The sequence below is a fragment of the Pseudomonas sp. GW821-FHT09E12 genome (genome assembly GCF_059416085.1).
The window spans coordinates 661438-678148 of the sequence record NZ_JBWKOM010000001.1; the positions used below are offsets into that span (position 1 = coordinate 661438).

Consider the following 16711-nt stretch of genomic DNA (forward strand, 5'->3'; position numbering starts at 1 on the left):
ACTCTCCCCTACTCGCTATGCAAGTTCGCATAAATCAGTTCAGCGAGCTTTTTACTGATCCCCGGTGCCTTGGCGATTTCGTCGATGCTGGCGCGAGACAGCTCCTGCAATCCGCCAAAATGCTTCAGCAGGTCGCGGCGGCGCTTGGGGCCGACGCCGGCCACGCCTTCGAGGGTCGAAGTGCGGCGGGTCTTGCCGCGACGCGCGCGGTGCCCGGTGATGGCGAAACGGTGAGCCTCGTCGCGGATCTGCTGGATCAGGTGCAGCGCCGGTGAGTCGCCCTTGAGGGTGAACTCATGGGCCGCATCGTTGAGGTAGAGGGTCTCGAAACCGGCCTTGCGCGTCGCGCCCTTGGCCACCCCCAAGAGGATCAGGTCGGGCACCGCCAGCTCGTTGAGCACGTCGCGGGCCATGGACAGCTGGCCCTTGCCGCCGTCCACCAACAGGATGTCCGGCAGCTTGCCCTCACCGTCCTTGAGTTTGCTGAAGCGCCGGGTCAGGGCCTGGTGCATCGCCGCATAGTCGTCGCCGGCGGTGACGCCTTCGATGTTGTAGCGCCGGTAATCGGATTTCAGCGGACCTTCCGGGCCAAATACCACGCAGGACGCCACGGTCGCCTCGCCGCTGGAGTGACTGATGTCGTAACACTCCAGGCGTTGCGGCGGCTCGTCCAGGTTCAGCACTTCAGCCAGGGCTTCGAAACGTGCGGCCACATGCTGCCGATTGGCCAGCCGCGCGCTCAGGGCCTGCTCGGCGTTGGTCACCGCCAGTTGCTGCCAGCGCGCCCGCGTGCCGCGCACCCGGTGGCTGATGCTCAGCTCACGGCCGCGCAAGGCCTGGATCGCGGTGATCAGGGTCGGGAAATCTTCATGGACCACGTTGACGATCAGCTCGCTGGGCAGGTCGCGCTCCGGGCTGCTGAGAAAGTACTGGCCAAGGAAGGCCGACATGACCTCGGCCACCTCTTCCTCGATACCCACCTGGGGAAAGAAGTTCTTGCTGCCCAGTACCCGGCCGCCACGCACGCTGATCAGGTGCACGCAGGCGCCGCCCGGATTGACGAAAGCCGCCACCACGTCGACGTCGCCACTGCCGCCTTCCATGCTCTGCTGGTCCTGCACCCGCCGCAGCAGGGAAATCTGGTCGCGTAGCTCGGCGGCCTTCTCGAAGTCCAGGGTGCTGGCCGCCTGCTCCATGCCCGCCGACAGTTCATCGGTCAGGGCATTGCTGCGGCCTTCGAGGAACATCACCGAGTGGCGCACATCCTCGGCGTACACCTCGGCCTCCACCAGGCCGACGCACGGCGCCTTGCAGCGCTTGATCTGATATTGCAGGCACGGCCGGGTGCGGTTCTTGTAGTAGCTGTCCTCGCACTGGCGGACCATGAAGGTCTTTTGCAGCAGGCTCAGGCTCTCGCGAATCGCCCCGGCGCTGGGGTACGGGCCGAAGTACTTGCCCTTCTGCTTCTTCGCCCCGCGATGGATGCTGAAACGCGGAAACTCGCCGTCCGACAGAAACACATAGGGATAGGACTTATCGTCGCGCAACAGGATGTTGTACGGCGGCCGCCATTCCTTGATCAGCGTCTGCTCCAGCAGCAGGGCCTCGGTTTCGTTGGCGGTGATGGTGGTTTCGATCTGCGCGATGCGCCCCACCAGGGCAGCGGTCTTCGGCGCCAGGCCGGTCTTGCGAAAGTAGCTGGCCAGGCGGCTCTTCAGGTTCTTGGCTTTACCGACGTAAAGCAGACGTGCATCGCTGTCGAACATGCGATACACGCCAGGACGGCCACTGCAGGTAGAAAGAAAAGCACTGGGATCAAACGGGTCGGTCATTGTCAGGCGCTGGCATCGACCATGCCGTGGCGAACCGCCAGCAACGTCAGTTCGACATCACTGCTGATCGAGAGCTTCTCGAAGATACGGTAACGGTAGGTATTCACGGTTTTCGGAGACAGGCACAGCTTGTCAGAGATGATCTGCACTTTCTGGCAGCCGACAATCATCAGCGCAATCTGGATCTCGCGCTCCGACAAGGCGTCGAACGGTGAATCACTGGACGGCTGGAATGACTTGAACACCAATTGCTGGGCAATTTGCGGGCTGATGTAACGCTGGCCGGCAAACACCAGGCGGATGGCCTGCACCATTTCGTTGAGACCCGCGCCCTTGGTCAGGTAACCCGCCGCACCGGCTTGCAGCAAGCGGGTCGGGAACGGATCTTCTTCACACACGGTGACGGCCACGACTTTGATATCCGGGTGACTGCGCAATAACTTGCGCGTGGCTTCAAGACCGCCAATCCCGGGCATCTTGACGTCCATGAGGACCACATCGGGTTTCAACTCCCGGGCCTTGAGCAGGGATTCCTCCCCTGATTCGGCCTGACCGACCACTTGCAGGCCATCGATGTCAGCCAGCATTCGTGTAATACCTGTACGAACGAGATCATGGTCATCGACTACTAGCACCCTAATCAAGCAGACACCTCGCGATTTGGTCTTATAGGTTGCCGGACACCTTAGCAAAAAAGCAGCGTGCTGACCTAATGACAAACACCATATAAAAAGCACTTGTTCACCAGGGGTATCCGGTGGATGGTTGATGCGCTGCGAACGCCCTGCCCTAAGGCTCTCGGGCGTCCGCCTTTCTTTTCATGAGGCTGGAAACCGAAAGCTCGGCAAGGGTATGGGTCAGGTGCCGGATCGCGTCCTGATCTTCCTTGTACAAGGCCCGATAACTGACGAGGATTTTCTCTTCGCTCTGGCTGAGGTTATCGGCCCTGGTCGGGGTCCGCCTGCCGGTCACTATATAAAGGACATCGACCCCTTTTGCCGCCACCCGGGACAAGTAATCCGCCTTGGGCACACGGTCTCCACTTTCATATCTGCCTTGGGCATTGGCTTCCACGCCGCCAACTTCACCAAATTTTTTCTGCGACAACCCCAGGCGTTCCCTTTCCTGTCTTAACCGCGAACCGATTCCACTCATTTGGATGTATGATCCTTTTTTATGCACCCCTAGGGGTGTTACACCCTTCAAGCATTGAACAAATTTGAACGGTTTTGAACTATGCCCGGTATCCGCACTGCCGCACAAGCCAAGGCCTGGCTTGAACATCAAGGTAAATCGGTTCAACAGTTCGCCCGTGAACACGGGGTCGACCCAGCCACCACCTACCAGGTATTGGCCGGCCGCAAGAAAGGACGACGCGGAGAGGCGCACAAGGTGGCCGTATTGCTGGGTATGAAAGACGGCATCATCCTGGCCGAGCCGGAGGACCCCGATCAGGCGCCCGCCTGATCCTCGACTGTCGCCACACTGCTCGGGACAACCGCCGTCCCACACAAAAACCAGCGGCTACGCATCCGCGGCGCTGCTTCGCTCCATCCGTAGAAAGCACTCGTCTTCCCCGACCACCTTCAGCCCCATGCGCCCATAGAGCGCCTGCGCCGGGTTGTCCTTGAACACCGTCAGTCGCAGCAGCGCGCGCCGTTCGCCGCGCGCCATCGCCCGCACCTGTTCGATGGTCCAGGCTCCGGCACCTTGCCCGCGAAACGCCTCGAGCACATGCAACTCGCGAATATACAAGGCCCTGGAATCGCGACTCAGGCTGACGAACCCCAGCACCTCGGCGCCCTGGCAGATCAGCAGGTTCTCCCGCCCGGCCCAGGCCACATCGAAAGCTTCGTCCAACCACAACAGGTCGTGACGGATGTAATAGCCCAGCATGGTGCTGCGGGTCAGGTCGCGGGCGAACAGCAGATCCTCCGGGGTGATGGCCGGACGCAGTTGGAAACCGTTCAAGGCGCTTCGACCGTCACTTGTTGACCACTCCAGCGACCGGCGTCGCGCCGGGCGATCAGCAACTCGTCGCCACAGCCTGCGGCGGCCACGATCAGAGCGCCATCCGGCCCCCAGATCGCGCTGCGGCCCGCCGACACCCAGCCCCCGGTCGGTCCGCCGTGGTTGGCCATCAGCACCAGCATTGCGTGCTCCACCGCGTACCCCTGCAACAAGGCACTGTCCGCGGCGTAGCCGTTTTCGCTGATCAGCACGCCGGCGGCATAGATGCCGGCGCCGGACTGCGCCGCCGCATGCGCGTGGCTGGCGTGGGAGAAATCGGCGCACACCGCCAGGGCCACCCGGTCCTCGGCGAACCTCAGGTTCGCGCCACCCGTGCCTGGGCTGAACACCAACTTCTCGCCGGCATGCAGATGCTGCTTGCTATAGACCGCCAACGAACCATCGGCCGCCAGCACCAGGGCGCCGATCAACAACGGACCCTCGGCCGACAGGCGAATGGGCATGCCCACCACCGCCGTCACCCCCAGCTCCCGGGCCAGGTCGCGCAACGGTTGCAACAACAGGCTCTGGGGCAAGACCGCCAGCTCGGCCGCCAGCGCCGGCTCATAGCCGGTCAGGGACAGCTCGGGAAACACCAGCAATTGCACACCCTGCTCCGCCGCGGCGCGGATAAAGGCCTGGTGCCGGGCGATATTGCCCGGCAGGTCTCCGGCAACGGAAATCGATTGGGCGGCGGCAAGGGTCAGGGAGGTCATGATTCGTCCTGAATGAGCACAAATGAGGGCGTGGCGAGTGTGTCATAAAACTTCAAAACGCTTCACTCATAGGCACTTACTGGCCAGGTAATAGGAATTTCTGATTGAACCGCCACCCCGGCCTCTAGTAAGCTCGGCCCACTTCACGGAGAAACAGCATGTCGTCCCTCACCCTTTCCATGCATCGTCACACTGCCAGCGCCTCGCGCGTCGGTGCGGCTGCCTGGGTGAAAAACGCCTGTGCTCCGGCGAGCTTTTATTTTGGGTATTGGTTTAGCCACTGGCGCGCCTGATACCCAAACGGCGCCCACTTGAACGGGTCGCCTACCAGAGAAAATCTCACCCCCGGTCGGCCTCCCGACCGGGGGTTTTGTTTTTCTGGGCCAACGATTTTTAACCACGACTTTCAGCAACACACCGAACTTACCGAGGATTGAAACCATGAACTACGCCACCTATTACCGTTACGACACTTGCACCACCTGGCGATTTAGCAGCCTCCGTTCGGGACAGCCTGCCGCCTCCGATCGGTCACCTACTGGTGGCAAACACACCTGCACAGCCAATCCGGCCAATTGTCGAACACCCCAGTAGGGCCGCGCGCGGGACACTACCCGCCGCCTGCCCAGGAAGCCTTGAACATGAACTCGTCCGTATCCGCTCTGCCGCTGTCCACCCGCAACTGCGCCAACGAAACCCTGAGCCAGCGCCTGCCCAGCTCGCTGGAGCTCAAGCAGCAACTGCCGCTCAGCCCGGCCCTCGGCCAGCAAGTCGCCGCCCATCGCCAGGCAGTGCGCGCCATCCTCAACGGTGAAGACTCCCGTTTGCTGGTCGTCGTCGGCCCCTGCTCGATCCACGATCCCCAGTCCGCCCTGGAATACGCCAGCAACCTGGCCAGCCTGGCCGCCGAGGTCAGCGACGACCTGCTGCTAGTGATGCGCGCCTACGTCGAAAAACCGCGCACCACCGTCGGCTGGAAAGGCCTGGCCTACGACCCGCGCCTGGATGGCAGCGACGACATGGCCGGCGGCCTGACCCTGTCCCGTGAACTGATGCGCGAAATCCTCCGCCTGGGCCTGCCGATCGCCACCGAGCTGCTGCAACCCATGGCCGCGGGCTACTTCGACGACCTGCTGAGCTGGGTCGCCATTGGCGCGCGCACCACCGAATCGCAGATCCACCGGGAAATGGCCAGCGGCCTGGGTATGCCCGTGGGCTTCAAGAACGGCACCGACGGCGGCGTCGGCATCGCCTGCGACGCCATGCGCTCGGCGGCGCACCCGCACCGCCATTTCGGCGTCGACAGCCAGGGCCATCCGGCGGTGATCCAGACCCCGGGCAACCCCGACACTCACCTGGTGCTGCGTGGCGGCCATCGCGGCCCGAACTACGATCGCCAGAGCGTGGCCCAGGTCCAGCACGACTTGCAGAAACTGAAGATCCCGGCGCGGATCATGGTCGATTGCAGCCATGCCAACAGCGGCAAGGACCCGCTTCGCCAACCGGCGGTGTTCGACGAAGTCCTGGAGCAGCGCCTGCAGGGCGATTCGTCCCTGGTCGGGGTGATGTTGGAGAGCCATCTGTTCGAGGGTTGCCAACCCCTGAGCCCGACGCTGCGCTACGGGGTTTCGGTGACGGACGGTTGCCTGGGCTGGGACGCCACCGAGCAACTGCTGCGCAATGCCGCCCGGCAACTGCGCAACAGCCGGCAAGCCATTCCGGCTTCCGCCTGATCCCGCCCCCGTAGGAGCGAGGCTTGCCCGCGATACAGGCGACGCGGCAAGTCAGGTACACCGCGTCATCGTTATCGCGGGCAAGCCTCGCTCCTACAGAATAAATGCCATCGACCGACCATCCCTTGCTGCAACGCTTTGACGGAACTTTGACGAGAAATAGGCTACACAATCCGGTAGGCTCACCACTTTCTTGAAAGGAGCAACTCCCCATGGCCAAAGCCACTGCCCGTCACATCCTCGTTGCCAGCGAAGCCAAGTGCAACGAACTGAAAGCCGAGATCGAAGCCGGCGCCGACTTCGCCGAAGTCGCCAAGAAGAACTCCACTTGCCCATCCAGCCGTGACGGCGGCAACCTCGGCTCGTTCGGCCCGGGCCAGATGGTCAAGGAATTCGACACCGTGGTGTTCAGCGCCCCGGTCAACGTCGTGCAAGGCCCGGTGAAAACCCAGTTCGGTTATCACCTGCTGGAAGTGACCAGCCGCCAGGACTGATCCTGTCGCGATTTGCGTGAACGACGGCCCGCCCTTTGGTGGGCCGTTGTGTTTGGGCTACGGCCCGCGCTGGTCAGCAGCGCGCCGGTAGCGTACAAATCGTGATCATCGATCACCCGGCTCTTAAGGCTGACAATGCGATTGCTTTTCCCCTCCCTGCTCTTCACCGCCCTGGCCCTGCTGCTGGGCACCGCGAGTGCCGACGCCGCACCGCAACACGCCTTGACCGTCTATGGCGAACCGGCCAAGTACCCCGCCGGCTTCAGCCACTTCGCCTACACCAACCCACAGGCGCCCAAGGGCGGGAGCATGCGCCGCTCGGCCATCGAGATCGGCCGCTTCGACCATGTGTTGCCCTACATCGACAAAGGCATCGGCGTCTCGCAACTCGACGGCTATATCTATTCCCCCCTGGCCCAGCGTTCGCTGGACGAGCCCTACACCGTGTACGGCCTGGTGGCACAAAAGATGGAGCGCGCCGACGACGGCCTGTGGCTGCGTTTCTACCTCAATCCCAAGGCGCGCTTCGCCGACGGCCAGCCGATCACCGCCGAAGACGTGCGCTACACCTACGACCTGCTGATGACCCAGGGCAGCCTGCGTTATCGCACCCAGTTCGCCGACGTCAAGGACGTCGAAGTCGAGTCGCCGCGGGTGATCCGCTTCGACTTCAAGAGCAATGAAAACCGCACTCTGCCCCTGGATATCGCGACCCTGCCGGTACTGCCCGAGCACTGGTGGAAGAGTCGCGACTTCGCCGGCGGCGGTGGTTACGAAGCGCCCCTGGGCAGCGGCCCGTACAAGGTGGGCAAAGTCGATAACGGCAACAGCATCACCTTCACCCGCGATGCCGACTGGTGGGGCAAGGACCTGCCGGTCAGCCGCGGCCTGTACAACTTCGACCGCTTCAGCATCGAGTATTTCGGCGACACCGACGTCGCCCGCCAGGTACTGCGCGGCGGCGCCTACGACTACAACCGCGAATTCTCCGCCACCGGCTTCTCCATCGGTTACGACAGCCCGGCCCTGAGCGATGGCCGCCTGCAAAAGGCCCACCTGGCCAAGCAGGCGCCGCAACCGGCCCAGGGCTTCGTGTTCAACCTGCAAAAGCCGATGTTCCAGGACCGCCGCGTGCGCCAGGCCCTGGCCATGCTCTGGGACTTCGAGTGGAGCAACCGGCAGATGATGCGCGACCTGTACATCCGCCAGCAGAGCTTCTTCTCCAACAGCGCCCTGGCGGCGCGGGCGCTGCCGGATGCCGAAGAACTGAAGATCCTCGAACCGCTGCGCGGGCAGGTTCCCGACGAAGTCTTCACCCAGGTCTTCGAGGCGCCGAAAACCGACGGCAGCGGCCTGATCCGCGATAAACAGCTGCAAGCCCTGGCCCTGCTCGAAGCGGCCGGCTGGAAACCCGACGGCGACCAGCTGGTCAACGCCGACGGCGAGCCGCTGCGCTTCACCTTCCTCAACAGCCAGAACGGCATCGAGCGCCTGCTGCTGCCCTACAAGCGCAACCTGGCGCAGATCGGCATCACCCTGGAAATCCGCCGCATCGACGCCTCGCAGTACGTCAACCGACTGATGGCCCGCGACTACGACATGATCGTCACCGGCTACCCGGTGACCACCTCGCCAGGGCTGGAGCTGTACAACTACTTCGGCTCGGCGGCGGCCAACGACCCTGGCTCCAGCAACCTGATGGTGCTGAAGAACCCGGCGGTGGACAGCCTGATCAGCGGCCTGGTCAAGGCCACCAGCCAGCCACAGATGCTGAGTTACGCCCACGCCCTGGACCGGGTGCTGCAATGGAATTACTACTGGATCCCCAACTACTACCCGCCGGGCACCTCCACCGTGTGGTGGAACCGCTTCGGCATGCCGGCCATTCCCGCCAGCAATGACGAAGCCATCGAAAGCTGGTGGGAAATGAGCCGCACGCCCCTGACCAACGAGCAAATGGCTGCCGAGCGCGTCCAGCGCGGCAAGCCCGGAGGACCGCACTGATGCTGGCGTATATCCTGCGGCGCCTGCTGCTGATCATCCCGACCCTGCTGATCATCCTGCTGGTCAACTTCGCCATCGTCCAGGCCGCCCCCGGCGGCCCGGTGGAACAGGCCATCGCCCGCCTGCAAGGCATAGGCGGTGGCGGCAACCTCGGCGGTTCGAGCGATGGCATCAGCGGCAACTCACGGGCCAGCCGCGGCCTCGACCCGCAGCTGATCAAGGACATCGAGAAACAGTACGGATTCGACAAGCCGGCCCACGAGCGCCTGTGGCTGATGCTCAAGAGCTACGCGCAGCTGGACTTCGGCAAGAGCTTCTTCCGCGGCGCCACGGTCACCGAGCTGATCCTGCAGAAAATGCCGGTGACCCTTTCCCTCGGGCTCTGGGCGACGCTGATCACCTATCTGGTGTCGATCCCCCTGGGGATCCGCAAGGCGGTGCACCACGGCAGCCATTTCGATATCTGGAGCAGCACCGCGATCATCATCGGCTACGCCATGCCGGCCTTCCTGTTCGCCATGTTCCTGATCGTGGTCTTTGCCGGCGGCACCTCGCTGAACTGGTTCCCGGTGCGCGGGCTGGTCTCGGAGAACTTCGAGCAACTGAGCACCCTGGGCAAGATCGCCGACTACTTCTGGCACCTGGTGCTGCCGGTGACCTCCCTGGTGATCGGCGGTTTCGCCACCCTGACCATCCTCACCAAGAACTCGTTCCTCAACGAGATCACCCGCCAGTACGTGGTCACCGCCCGGGCCAAGGGCCTGAGCGAGCGCCGGGTGCTCTACGACCATGTGTTCCGCAACGCCATGCTGCTGGTGGTCTCGGGCATTCCCCAGGCCTTTATCAGCGTGTTCTTCGCCGGCTCCTTGCTGATCGAGGTGATCTTCTCCCTCGACGGCCTCGGCCGCATGAGCTACGAGGCCGCGGTGTCGCGGGACTATCCGGTGGTGTTCGGCTCGCTGTTCATCTTCACCCTGTTCGGCCTGCTGATAAAACTCATCGGCGACCTCTGCTACACCCTGGTCGATCCGCGTATCGACTTCGCCGCGAGGAACGCCTGATGCTCAAGCTCTCCCCGCTGGCGCGCCGGCGCTTCGAGCGCTTCAAGAAAAACCGCCGTGGCTGGTGGTCGCTGTGGCTGTTTATCGGCCTGTTCATCCTCACCCTCGGTGGTGAGCTGATCGCCAACGACAAACCGCTGGTGGTCAGCTACCAGGGCTCGCTGTATTTCCCGGTGTTCAAGCGCTACACCGAGCAGGAGTTCGGCGGGCAGCTGCCGTTCCAGGCCGACTACCGCAGCGACTACGTGCAGCAGCTGATCCGCCAGGACGGCGGCTGGCTGCTGTTCCCGCCGATCCCGTTCAGCGAAGACACGCCCAACTACGACCTCAGCCGCCCGGCCCCAAGCCCGCCGACCGCGGTCAACTGGCTGGGCACCGACGACCAGGCCCGTGACGTGCTGGCCCGGGTGATCTACGGCGCCCGGGTGTCGATCCTGTTCGCCCTGGCCCTGACCTTTATCAGCGCCCTGATCGGCATCGCCGCCGGCGCCCTGCAGGGCTATTACGGCGGCTGGGTCGACCTGCTGGGCCAGCGCCTGCTGGAAGTCTGGTCGGGGCTGCCGGTGCTGTACCTGCTGATCATCCTTTCCGGTTTCGTCGAGCCGAACTTCTGGTGGCTGCTGGGGATCATGGCGCTGTTCTCCTGGCTGGCCCTGGTGGACGTGGTGCGCGCCGAGTTCCTGCGCGGGCGCAACCTGGAATACGTCAAGGCCGCCCGGGCCCTGGGCCTCAACGACCGCAAGGTGATCGTGCGGCACATCCTGCCCAATGCGATGAACGCCACCCTGAGCTACCTGCCGTTCATTCTCACCGGGGCGATTTCCACCCTCACCGCCCTGGACTTCCTCGGCTTCGGCATGCCCGCCGGCAGCGCCTCCCTGGGCGAGCTGATCGGCCAGGGCAAGCAGAACCTGCAAGCGCCCTGGCTGGGCCTGACGGCGTTTTTCACCCTGGCGCTGATCCTCTCGCTGCTGGTGTTTATCGGTGAGGCGCTGCGCGATGCCTTCGATCCACGCTCCTGAATCAAGCGGACTGTTAAATGACTGACAACCTGATCGAAATCCGCGACCTCAATGTGGCCTTCAACGGTCAGAAAGTGGTGCGCGACCTGTGCCTGGATATCCGCCCCGGCGAGTGCCTGGCCCTGGTCGGCGAGTCGGGGTCGGGCAAGTCGGTGACCGCTCATTCGATCCTGCAACTGCTGCCCGACTGCGACACCCAGAGCAGCGGCAGCATCCGCTACCGTGGCCAGGAATTGCTCGGTGCCGAAGCACGGACCTTGCAGAAGCTGCGTGGCGACCGCATCGCCATGATTTTCCAGGAGCCAATGACTTCGCTGAACCCGCTGCACAGCATCGAAAAGCAGATCGGCGAAACCCTGTTGCTGCACAAGGGCCTGGGCGGCAAGGCGGCCCAGGCGCGGATCCTCGAGCTGCTGCGCCTGGTGGGCATCCAGAAACCCGAGGAGCGGCTCAAGGCCTACCCGCACCAGCTCTCCGGCGGCCAGCGCCAGCGGGTGATGATCGCCATGGCCCTGGCCTGCGAGCCGGAGCTGCTGATCGCCGACGAACCGACCACCGCCCTCGACGTGACGGTGCAGCGCAAGATCCTGCTGCTGCTCAAATCCCTGCAACAACGCCTGGGCATGTCGCTGCTGCTGATCAGCCACGACCTCAACCTGGTGCGCAGCATCGCCCAGCGCGTCTGTGTGATGAAGGCCGGGCAGATTGTCGAGCAGGCGCCGTGCGAAACCCTGTTCAGCGCGCCCCAGCACCCCTACAGCCGCGTGCTGCTCAATGCCGAGCCGGAAGGCGAAGCCCTGCCCCGGGACGAGCGCGAAGTGGTGTTGCAGGTGGACGACCTCAACGTGCAGTTCCAGATCGGCGGCGGGCTGTTCCGGCGCAAGCAATACCTGCGGGCGGTGGACGGTATCAGCCTGAGCCTGCAACGGGGCAAGACCCTGGGCATCGTCGGCGAGTCCGGCTCCGGCAAGTCGACCCTCGGCCAGGCGATCCTGCGCCTGCTGGACTCCGAAGGCAGCATCCGCTTCCAGGGCGAGGCCCTCGACGGCCTCAACCAGAAGCAGCTGCGGCCGTGGCGCAAGCAGATGCAGGTGGTGTTCCAGGACCCGTTCGGCAGCCTCAGCCCGCGGATGTCGGTGGCGCAGATCATCAGCGAAGGCCTGGAAGTGCACAGCCAGTCCACCGCCCAGCAGTGCGAGCAGCAGGTGATCCAGGTGCTGGAAGAAGTCGGCCTGGACCCGGCCAGCCGCCATCGCTACCCCCACGAGTTTTCCGGTGGCCAGCGCCAGCGCATCGCCATTGCCCGGGCCCTGGTGCTCAAGCCGGCGCTGATTTTGCTGGACGAACCGACCTCGGCCCTCGACCGCACCGTGCAGAAACAGGTGGTGGCGCTGTTGCGCCAGCTCCAGGAACGCCACGGCCTGACCTACCTGTTTATCAGCCACGACCTGGCGGTGGTGCGCGCCCTGGCCCACGACATGATCGTGATCAAGGACGGCAAGGTGGTCGAACGCGGGCCCAGCCACGAAGTGTTCGACGCGCCGCAACATCCCTACACCCAGGAACTGCTGGCCGCCGCCCACCCCGCCTGACCCTGTTCCGTAGGAGCGAGGCTTGCCCGCGATAGGTTCGACGCGGTGTACTTGCAGTACCGCAGCGCCTATATCGCGAGCAAGCCTCGCTCCTACAGAAGCCCCCCCTGTAGCCGCTGGCGGAACCTGCGATAGGTCCGAAGGACCTCCGGCGGCCTCAAGACCCTGCGCCCGCTGCGCGGTCGATCGCAGCCTGCGGCAGCGGCTACAAGGCAAGAGCCAGCCGCGAGGATTCCCGGCATAATCGGCGCCGCGCTCCCTTCAGGACCTCCCCCATGAACGACACCGAAAGCCTCAAGGATTACCAGCGGGTCCGCCAATTGGCGATCCGTTCGCTGTTCGAGATCATCGAGCAATCCAGCGAGGGCACGGTGATCGTCGACCGCGACGCCAATATCGTCTGGATGAACGAGCGCTACGCCCGGCGCTTCGGCCTGGAGTCGGCGGCGTTCGCCATCGGCAAGGCCTGCGAAAGCGTGATCCCCGGCAGCCTGTTGCGCGAAGTGGTGCGCACCGGGCGGCCGATCCTGCTGGACATGCAGGACACCCCCAAGGACCCGCTGGTGGTGATGCGCCTGCCGATCCACGACGACGCCGGGGCGGTGATCGGCGCCATCGGCTTTGCCCTGTTCGACGAGCTGCGCAGCCTGTCGCCGATGCTCAAGCGCTACCTGAGCATGCAGGAAGAGCTGGCCTCGACCCGCTCGCTGCTGCGGGCACGGCAGGCCAAATACAACTTCGCCCACTTCATCGGCACCAGCGCCGCCAGCCTGGAAGTCAAACGCCGTGCCCGACGCAGCGCCAGCGCCGACTCGCCGGTGCTGCTGCAAGGCGAGACCGGCACCGGCAAGGAACTGCTGGCCCAGGCCATCCACGCCGCGTCGCCACGGGCGCACAAGGCCTTCGTCAGCATCAACAGCGCGGCTATTCCCGAGGCCTTGCTGGAGGCCGAGTTCTTCGGCACCGCCCCCGGCGCCTTCACCGGCGCCGACCGCAAGGGTCGCGCCGGCAAGCTGCAGATCGCCCAGGGCGGCACGCTGTTTCTCGACGAGATCGGCGACATGCCCCTGCCGCTGCAAAGCAAGCTGCTGCGGGTGCTGCAAGAGAAAGAGTTCGAGCCAGTGGGCTCCAACGAGGTGATCCAGAGCGACGTGCGGGTGATCGCCGCCACCTCCACCGACCTGGAAGCGGCGATCAAGCGCGGCGAATTCCGCGCCGACCTGTATTACCGCCTCAATGTGCTGCCGATCCAGGTGCCGCCGCTGCGCGAACGCCTGGACGACCTGCCGGCCCTCAGCGAAGCCATCCTCGAAGAACTGCGCAGCCAGCACGAACTGACCCCCGATGCCCTGGCCCTGCTTGGCCAGCACGCCTGGCCGGGCAATATCCGCGAGCTGCGCAACGTCCTTGAACGCGCCGCCCTGCTCAGCGACGACCTGATGCTCAACGCCGGCGACCTGCGCGCGGCCATCGGCACCTTCAGCCCGGTGCCGCGCGCGGCCAGCCCCCAGGCCGCCGAAGTGCAGCCCGACGAAACCTTCGCTGCCGCGCGGGAGCGTTTCGACCGCCAGGTGATTGAGTCGGCCCTGGCGCAATGCAACGGCAAAGTGGCGCAAGCCGCGGCACGCCTGGGGCTGGGGCGCTCGACTTTGTACAAGAAGATGGCGGCGCTGGGGATCGAAGAGTCTCAATAAAGAGATATCAATCTCCATGTAGAGACAGCCTTGAGCGCTTCGCGCTCATCGCGAGCAAGCTCGCTCCTACAGGGGTTTGCAGCGTACCTGTAGGAGCGAGCTTGCTCGCGATAGAAATTTCCCGGCCAACACGTCTCAGATCAGAGACAAAAATCCTAAAAGCCTTCTAATAAAAATAATAATACCCTTATAAATCAAACACCTAACCATATGGCACAAAACTCGCTATAGCCCCTCCCACACCCGCAACACCCTACAAAAATAACAATCCTGGAGAGACACACCATGAGTGTGATCATTGCCCTAGCAGCCCTCGCGCTGCTGATGTTGGCTGCTTACCGTGGCTACAGCGTTATCCTCTTTGCCCCCATCGCCGCCCTCGGCGCCGTCCTGCTCACCGACCCGTCCGCCGTGGCGCCCGCCTTCACCGGCGTGTTCATGGAGAAGATGGTCGGCTTCATCAAACTCTACTTCCCGGTGTTCCTGCTCGGCGCGGTGTTCGGCAAGCTGATCGAGCTGTCGGGCTTCTCCCGCTCCATCGTCGCGGCGGCCATCCGCCTGCTCGGCACCCGCCAGGCGATGCTGGTGATCGTGCTGGTCTGCGCCCTGCTGACCTACGGCGGCGTGTCGCTGTTCGTGGTGGTGTTCGCGGTCTACCCGTTCGCCGCGGAGATGTTCCGCCAGAGCAATATCCCCAAGCGCCTGATCCCGGCGACCATCGCCCTCGGCGCGTTCTCCTTCACCATGGACGCCCTGCCCGGCACCCCGCAGATCCAGAACATCATCCCCAGCACCTTCTTCAACACCACCGCCTGGGCTGCGCCCTGGCTTGGGGTGATCGGCACCGTCTTCGTGTTCTGCGCCGGCATGCTGTTTCTCCAGCGCCAGCGCAACAAGGCGCACAAAGCCGGTGAAGGCTACGGCAGCGACCTGCGCAACGAGCCGGAAACCGCCGCCGACATCCAGCTGCCCAACCCCTGGATCGCCCTGTCGCCGCTGCTGCTGGTGGGCCTGATGAACCTGCTGTTCACCCACTGGATTCCCCAGTGGTACGGCAAGACCCACAGCCTGGCCCTGGCCGGCATGGCCGCCCCGGTGCAGACCGACGTCGCCAAGCTCACCGCCATCTGGGCGGTCCAGGCCGCCTTGCTGGTGGGCATCATTATGGTCCTGGTGTTCGGCTTCTCGGCCATTCGCGGCAGGCTCGCCGAGGGCAGCAAGAGCGCGGTCAGCGGCGCCCTGCTGGCGGCGATGAACACCGCCTCGGAATACGGTTTCGGCGCGGTGATCGCCTCCTTGCCGGGTTTCCTGGTGCTGTCGGACTGGCTGAAAAGCATCCCCAACCCGCTGGTCAACGAAGCCATCACCGTGACCCTGCTGGCCGGCATCACCGGCTCCGCCTCGGGCGGCATGAGCATCGCCCTGGCGGCCATGTCGGAGACCTTCATCAGCGCCGCCCATGCCGCCAACATCCCGCTGGAAGTGCTGCACCGCGTGGCCGCCATGGCCAGCGGCGGCATGGACACCCTGCCGCACAACGGCGCGGTGATCACCCTGCTGGCGGTCACCGGGCTGACCCACCGCCAAGCCTACAAGGACATTTTCTGCATTACGCTGATCAAGACCCTGGCCGTCTTCGTCGTGATCGCCACTTTCTACGCCACCGGCATTGTGTGAGGTATTCATGAGCAATCTTGCGGGCAAGACCGCCCTCGTCACCGGCTCCACCAGCGGCATTGGCCTGGGGATCGCCCTGAGCCTGGCCAAGGCCGGCGCCAACCTGATCCTCAACGGCTTCGGCGATGCCTCGACGGTGCTCGCCGAGGTCGCGCGCCTCAATAAAGACCACGGCGGCAAGGTTGGCCATCACCCGGCCGACGTCAGCGACCCGGCGCAGATCGCCGACATGTTCGCCTACGCCGAGCGCGAGTTCGGCGGCGTCGACATCCTGGTCAACAACGCCGGCATTCAGCATGTGGCGGCGGTCGAGGAATTCCCGGTGGAGCGCTGGGACTCGATCATCGCCATCAACCTGTCGTCGGTGTTCCACAGCACCCGCCTGAGCCTGCCCGGCATGCGCGCCAAGGGCTGGGGGCGGATCGTCAACATCGCCTCGGTGCATGGCCAGGTCGGCTCGGTGGGCAAGGCCGCCTATGTGGCGGCCAAGCACGGGGTGATCGGCCTGACCAAGGTGGTCGGCCTGGAGACCGCCACCAGCAACGTCACCTGCAACGCCATCTGCCCGGGCTGGGTCCTGACCCCGCTGGTGCAAAAGCAAATCGACGACCGCATCGCCGCGGGGGTCGACCCGCAACAGGCGCAACACGACCTGCTGGCGGAAAAACAGCCGTCCCTGGAGTTCGTCACGCCTTCGCAGCTGGGCGAGTTGGTCCTATTCTTGTGCAGTGAGGCCGGCAGCCAGGTGCGTGGCGCGGCGTGGAATATCGATGGCGGCTGGCTGGCGCAGTAAGCCGTTGTAGCCGCTGCCGCAGGCTGCGATAAGACCCGAAGGGTCTTTCAGCGCCAGTGATATCGCCACGACCGTTCCGGTCG

General features: G+C 64.3%; 15 protein-coding genes. 10 read left to right on the forward strand and 5 right to left on the reverse strand.

Annotated features, from left to right (window positions below; genetic code table 11):
• Positions 1–8: 8 nt before the first annotated feature.
• The 3 genes from uvrC to AC07PQ_RS03065 all read right to left on the reverse strand — a co-directional run bounded on the left by uvrC (position 9) and on the right by AC07PQ_RS03065 (position 2987).
• Positions 9–1832 carry an excinuclease ABC subunit UvrC gene (uvrC, locus tag AC07PQ_RS03055; protein ID WP_053279749.1) on the reverse strand — a complete coding sequence of 608 codons (1824 nt, stop codon included), beginning with the start codon at positions 1830–1832 and terminating at the stop codon, positions 9–11.
• A 2-nt stretch (positions 1833–1834) separates the two neighbouring features.
• Positions 1835–2476, reverse strand: coding sequence for a response regulator transcription factor GacA (gene gacA, locus AC07PQ_RS03060; protein WP_020295157.1), 642 nt, complete (start codon positions 2474–2476; stop codon positions 1835–1837).
• A gap of 145 nt (positions 2477–2621) precedes the next feature.
• Complete coding sequence (locus AC07PQ_RS03065; protein ID WP_007924437.1) at positions 2622–2987, reverse strand: helix-turn-helix domain-containing protein; 366 nt, start codon at positions 2985–2987, stop codon at positions 2622–2624.
• An 81-nt stretch (positions 2988–3068) separates the two neighbouring features.
• On the opposite strand from AC07PQ_RS03065, the gene AC07PQ_RS03070 reads away from it, so the two are divergent.
• Positions 3069–3299 (forward strand): DNA-binding protein, encoded by a 231-nt coding sequence (locus AC07PQ_RS03070; protein WP_007924438.1) that lies wholly within the window; start codon positions 3069–3071, stop codon positions 3297–3299.
• A 57-nt stretch (positions 3300–3356) separates the two neighbouring features.
• On the opposite strand, the gene AC07PQ_RS03075 is transcribed toward AC07PQ_RS03070, so the two are convergent.
• Both AC07PQ_RS03075 and AC07PQ_RS03080 read right to left on the reverse strand, forming a co-directional pair.
• Positions 3357–3803: a GNAT family N-acetyltransferase gene (locus AC07PQ_RS03075; RefSeq protein WP_277589117.1), complete on the reverse strand. Its 447-nt coding sequence runs from the start codon at positions 3801–3803 to the stop codon at positions 3357–3359.
• Positions 3800–4558, reverse strand: coding sequence for a carbon-nitrogen hydrolase family protein (locus AC07PQ_RS03080; RefSeq protein WP_493184464.1), 759 nt, complete (start codon positions 4556–4558; stop codon positions 3800–3802). The genes AC07PQ_RS03075 and AC07PQ_RS03080 overlap by 4 nt, the downstream gene beginning before the upstream one ends.
• Positions 4559–5199: 641 nt before the next feature.
• Between AC07PQ_RS03080 and AC07PQ_RS03085 the strand changes: the two genes are divergently transcribed.
• The 9 genes from AC07PQ_RS03085 (at position 5200) to hbdH (ending at position 16628) form a co-directional block, all read left to right on the forward strand.
• Positions 5200–6291, forward strand: coding sequence for a 3-deoxy-7-phosphoheptulonate synthase (locus tag AC07PQ_RS03085; RefSeq protein ID WP_087092736.1), 1092 nt, complete (start codon positions 5200–5202; stop codon positions 6289–6291).
• A 212-nt stretch (positions 6292–6503) separates the two neighbouring features.
• On the forward strand, positions 6504–6785 hold the full coding sequence (locus tag AC07PQ_RS03090) for a peptidylprolyl isomerase (protein WP_007924449.1): 282 nt from the start codon (positions 6504–6506) through the stop codon (positions 6783–6785).
• A 135-nt stretch (positions 6786–6920) separates the two neighbouring features.
• A complete protein-coding gene (locus AC07PQ_RS03095; RefSeq protein ID WP_493184463.1) occupies positions 6921–8789 on the forward strand; it encodes an extracellular solute-binding protein in 1869 nt (622 codons plus the stop codon).
• Positions 8789–9850 carry a microcin C ABC transporter permease YejB gene (locus tag AC07PQ_RS03100; RefSeq protein ID WP_493184462.1) on the forward strand — a complete coding sequence of 354 codons (1062 nt, stop codon included), beginning with the start codon at positions 8789–8791 and terminating at the stop codon, positions 9848–9850. The genes AC07PQ_RS03095 and AC07PQ_RS03100 overlap by 1 nt, the downstream gene beginning before the upstream one ends.
• Positions 9850–10872 carry an ABC transporter permease gene (locus AC07PQ_RS03105; protein ID WP_062822787.1) on the forward strand — a complete coding sequence of 341 codons (1023 nt, stop codon included), beginning with the start codon at positions 9850–9852 and terminating at the stop codon, positions 10870–10872. Before AC07PQ_RS03100 ends, AC07PQ_RS03105 begins: the two co-directional genes overlap by 1 nt.
• A 17-nt stretch (positions 10873–10889) precedes the next feature.
• On the forward strand, positions 10890–12464 hold the full coding sequence (locus AC07PQ_RS03110) for an ABC transporter ATP-binding protein (protein ID WP_007924455.1): 1575 nt from the start codon (positions 10890–10892) through the stop codon (positions 12462–12464).
• Positions 12465–12739: 275 nt separating this feature from the next.
• On the forward strand, positions 12740–14158 hold the full coding sequence (locus tag AC07PQ_RS03115; RefSeq protein WP_493184461.1) for a sigma-54 interaction domain-containing protein: 1419 nt from the start codon (positions 12740–12742) through the stop codon (positions 14156–14158).
• 285 nt (positions 14159–14443) lie between these two features.
• Positions 14444–15835 carry a GntP family permease gene (locus AC07PQ_RS03120; protein ID WP_007924461.1) on the forward strand — a complete coding sequence of 464 codons (1392 nt, stop codon included), beginning with the start codon at positions 14444–14446 and terminating at the stop codon, positions 15833–15835.
• A 7-nt stretch (positions 15836–15842) separates the two neighbouring features.
• On the forward strand, positions 15843–16628 hold the full coding sequence (gene hbdH, locus AC07PQ_RS03125; RefSeq protein WP_493184460.1) for a 3-hydroxybutyrate dehydrogenase: 786 nt from the start codon (positions 15843–15845) through the stop codon (positions 16626–16628).
• The last annotated feature ends 83 nt before the right edge of the window (positions 16629–16711 follow it).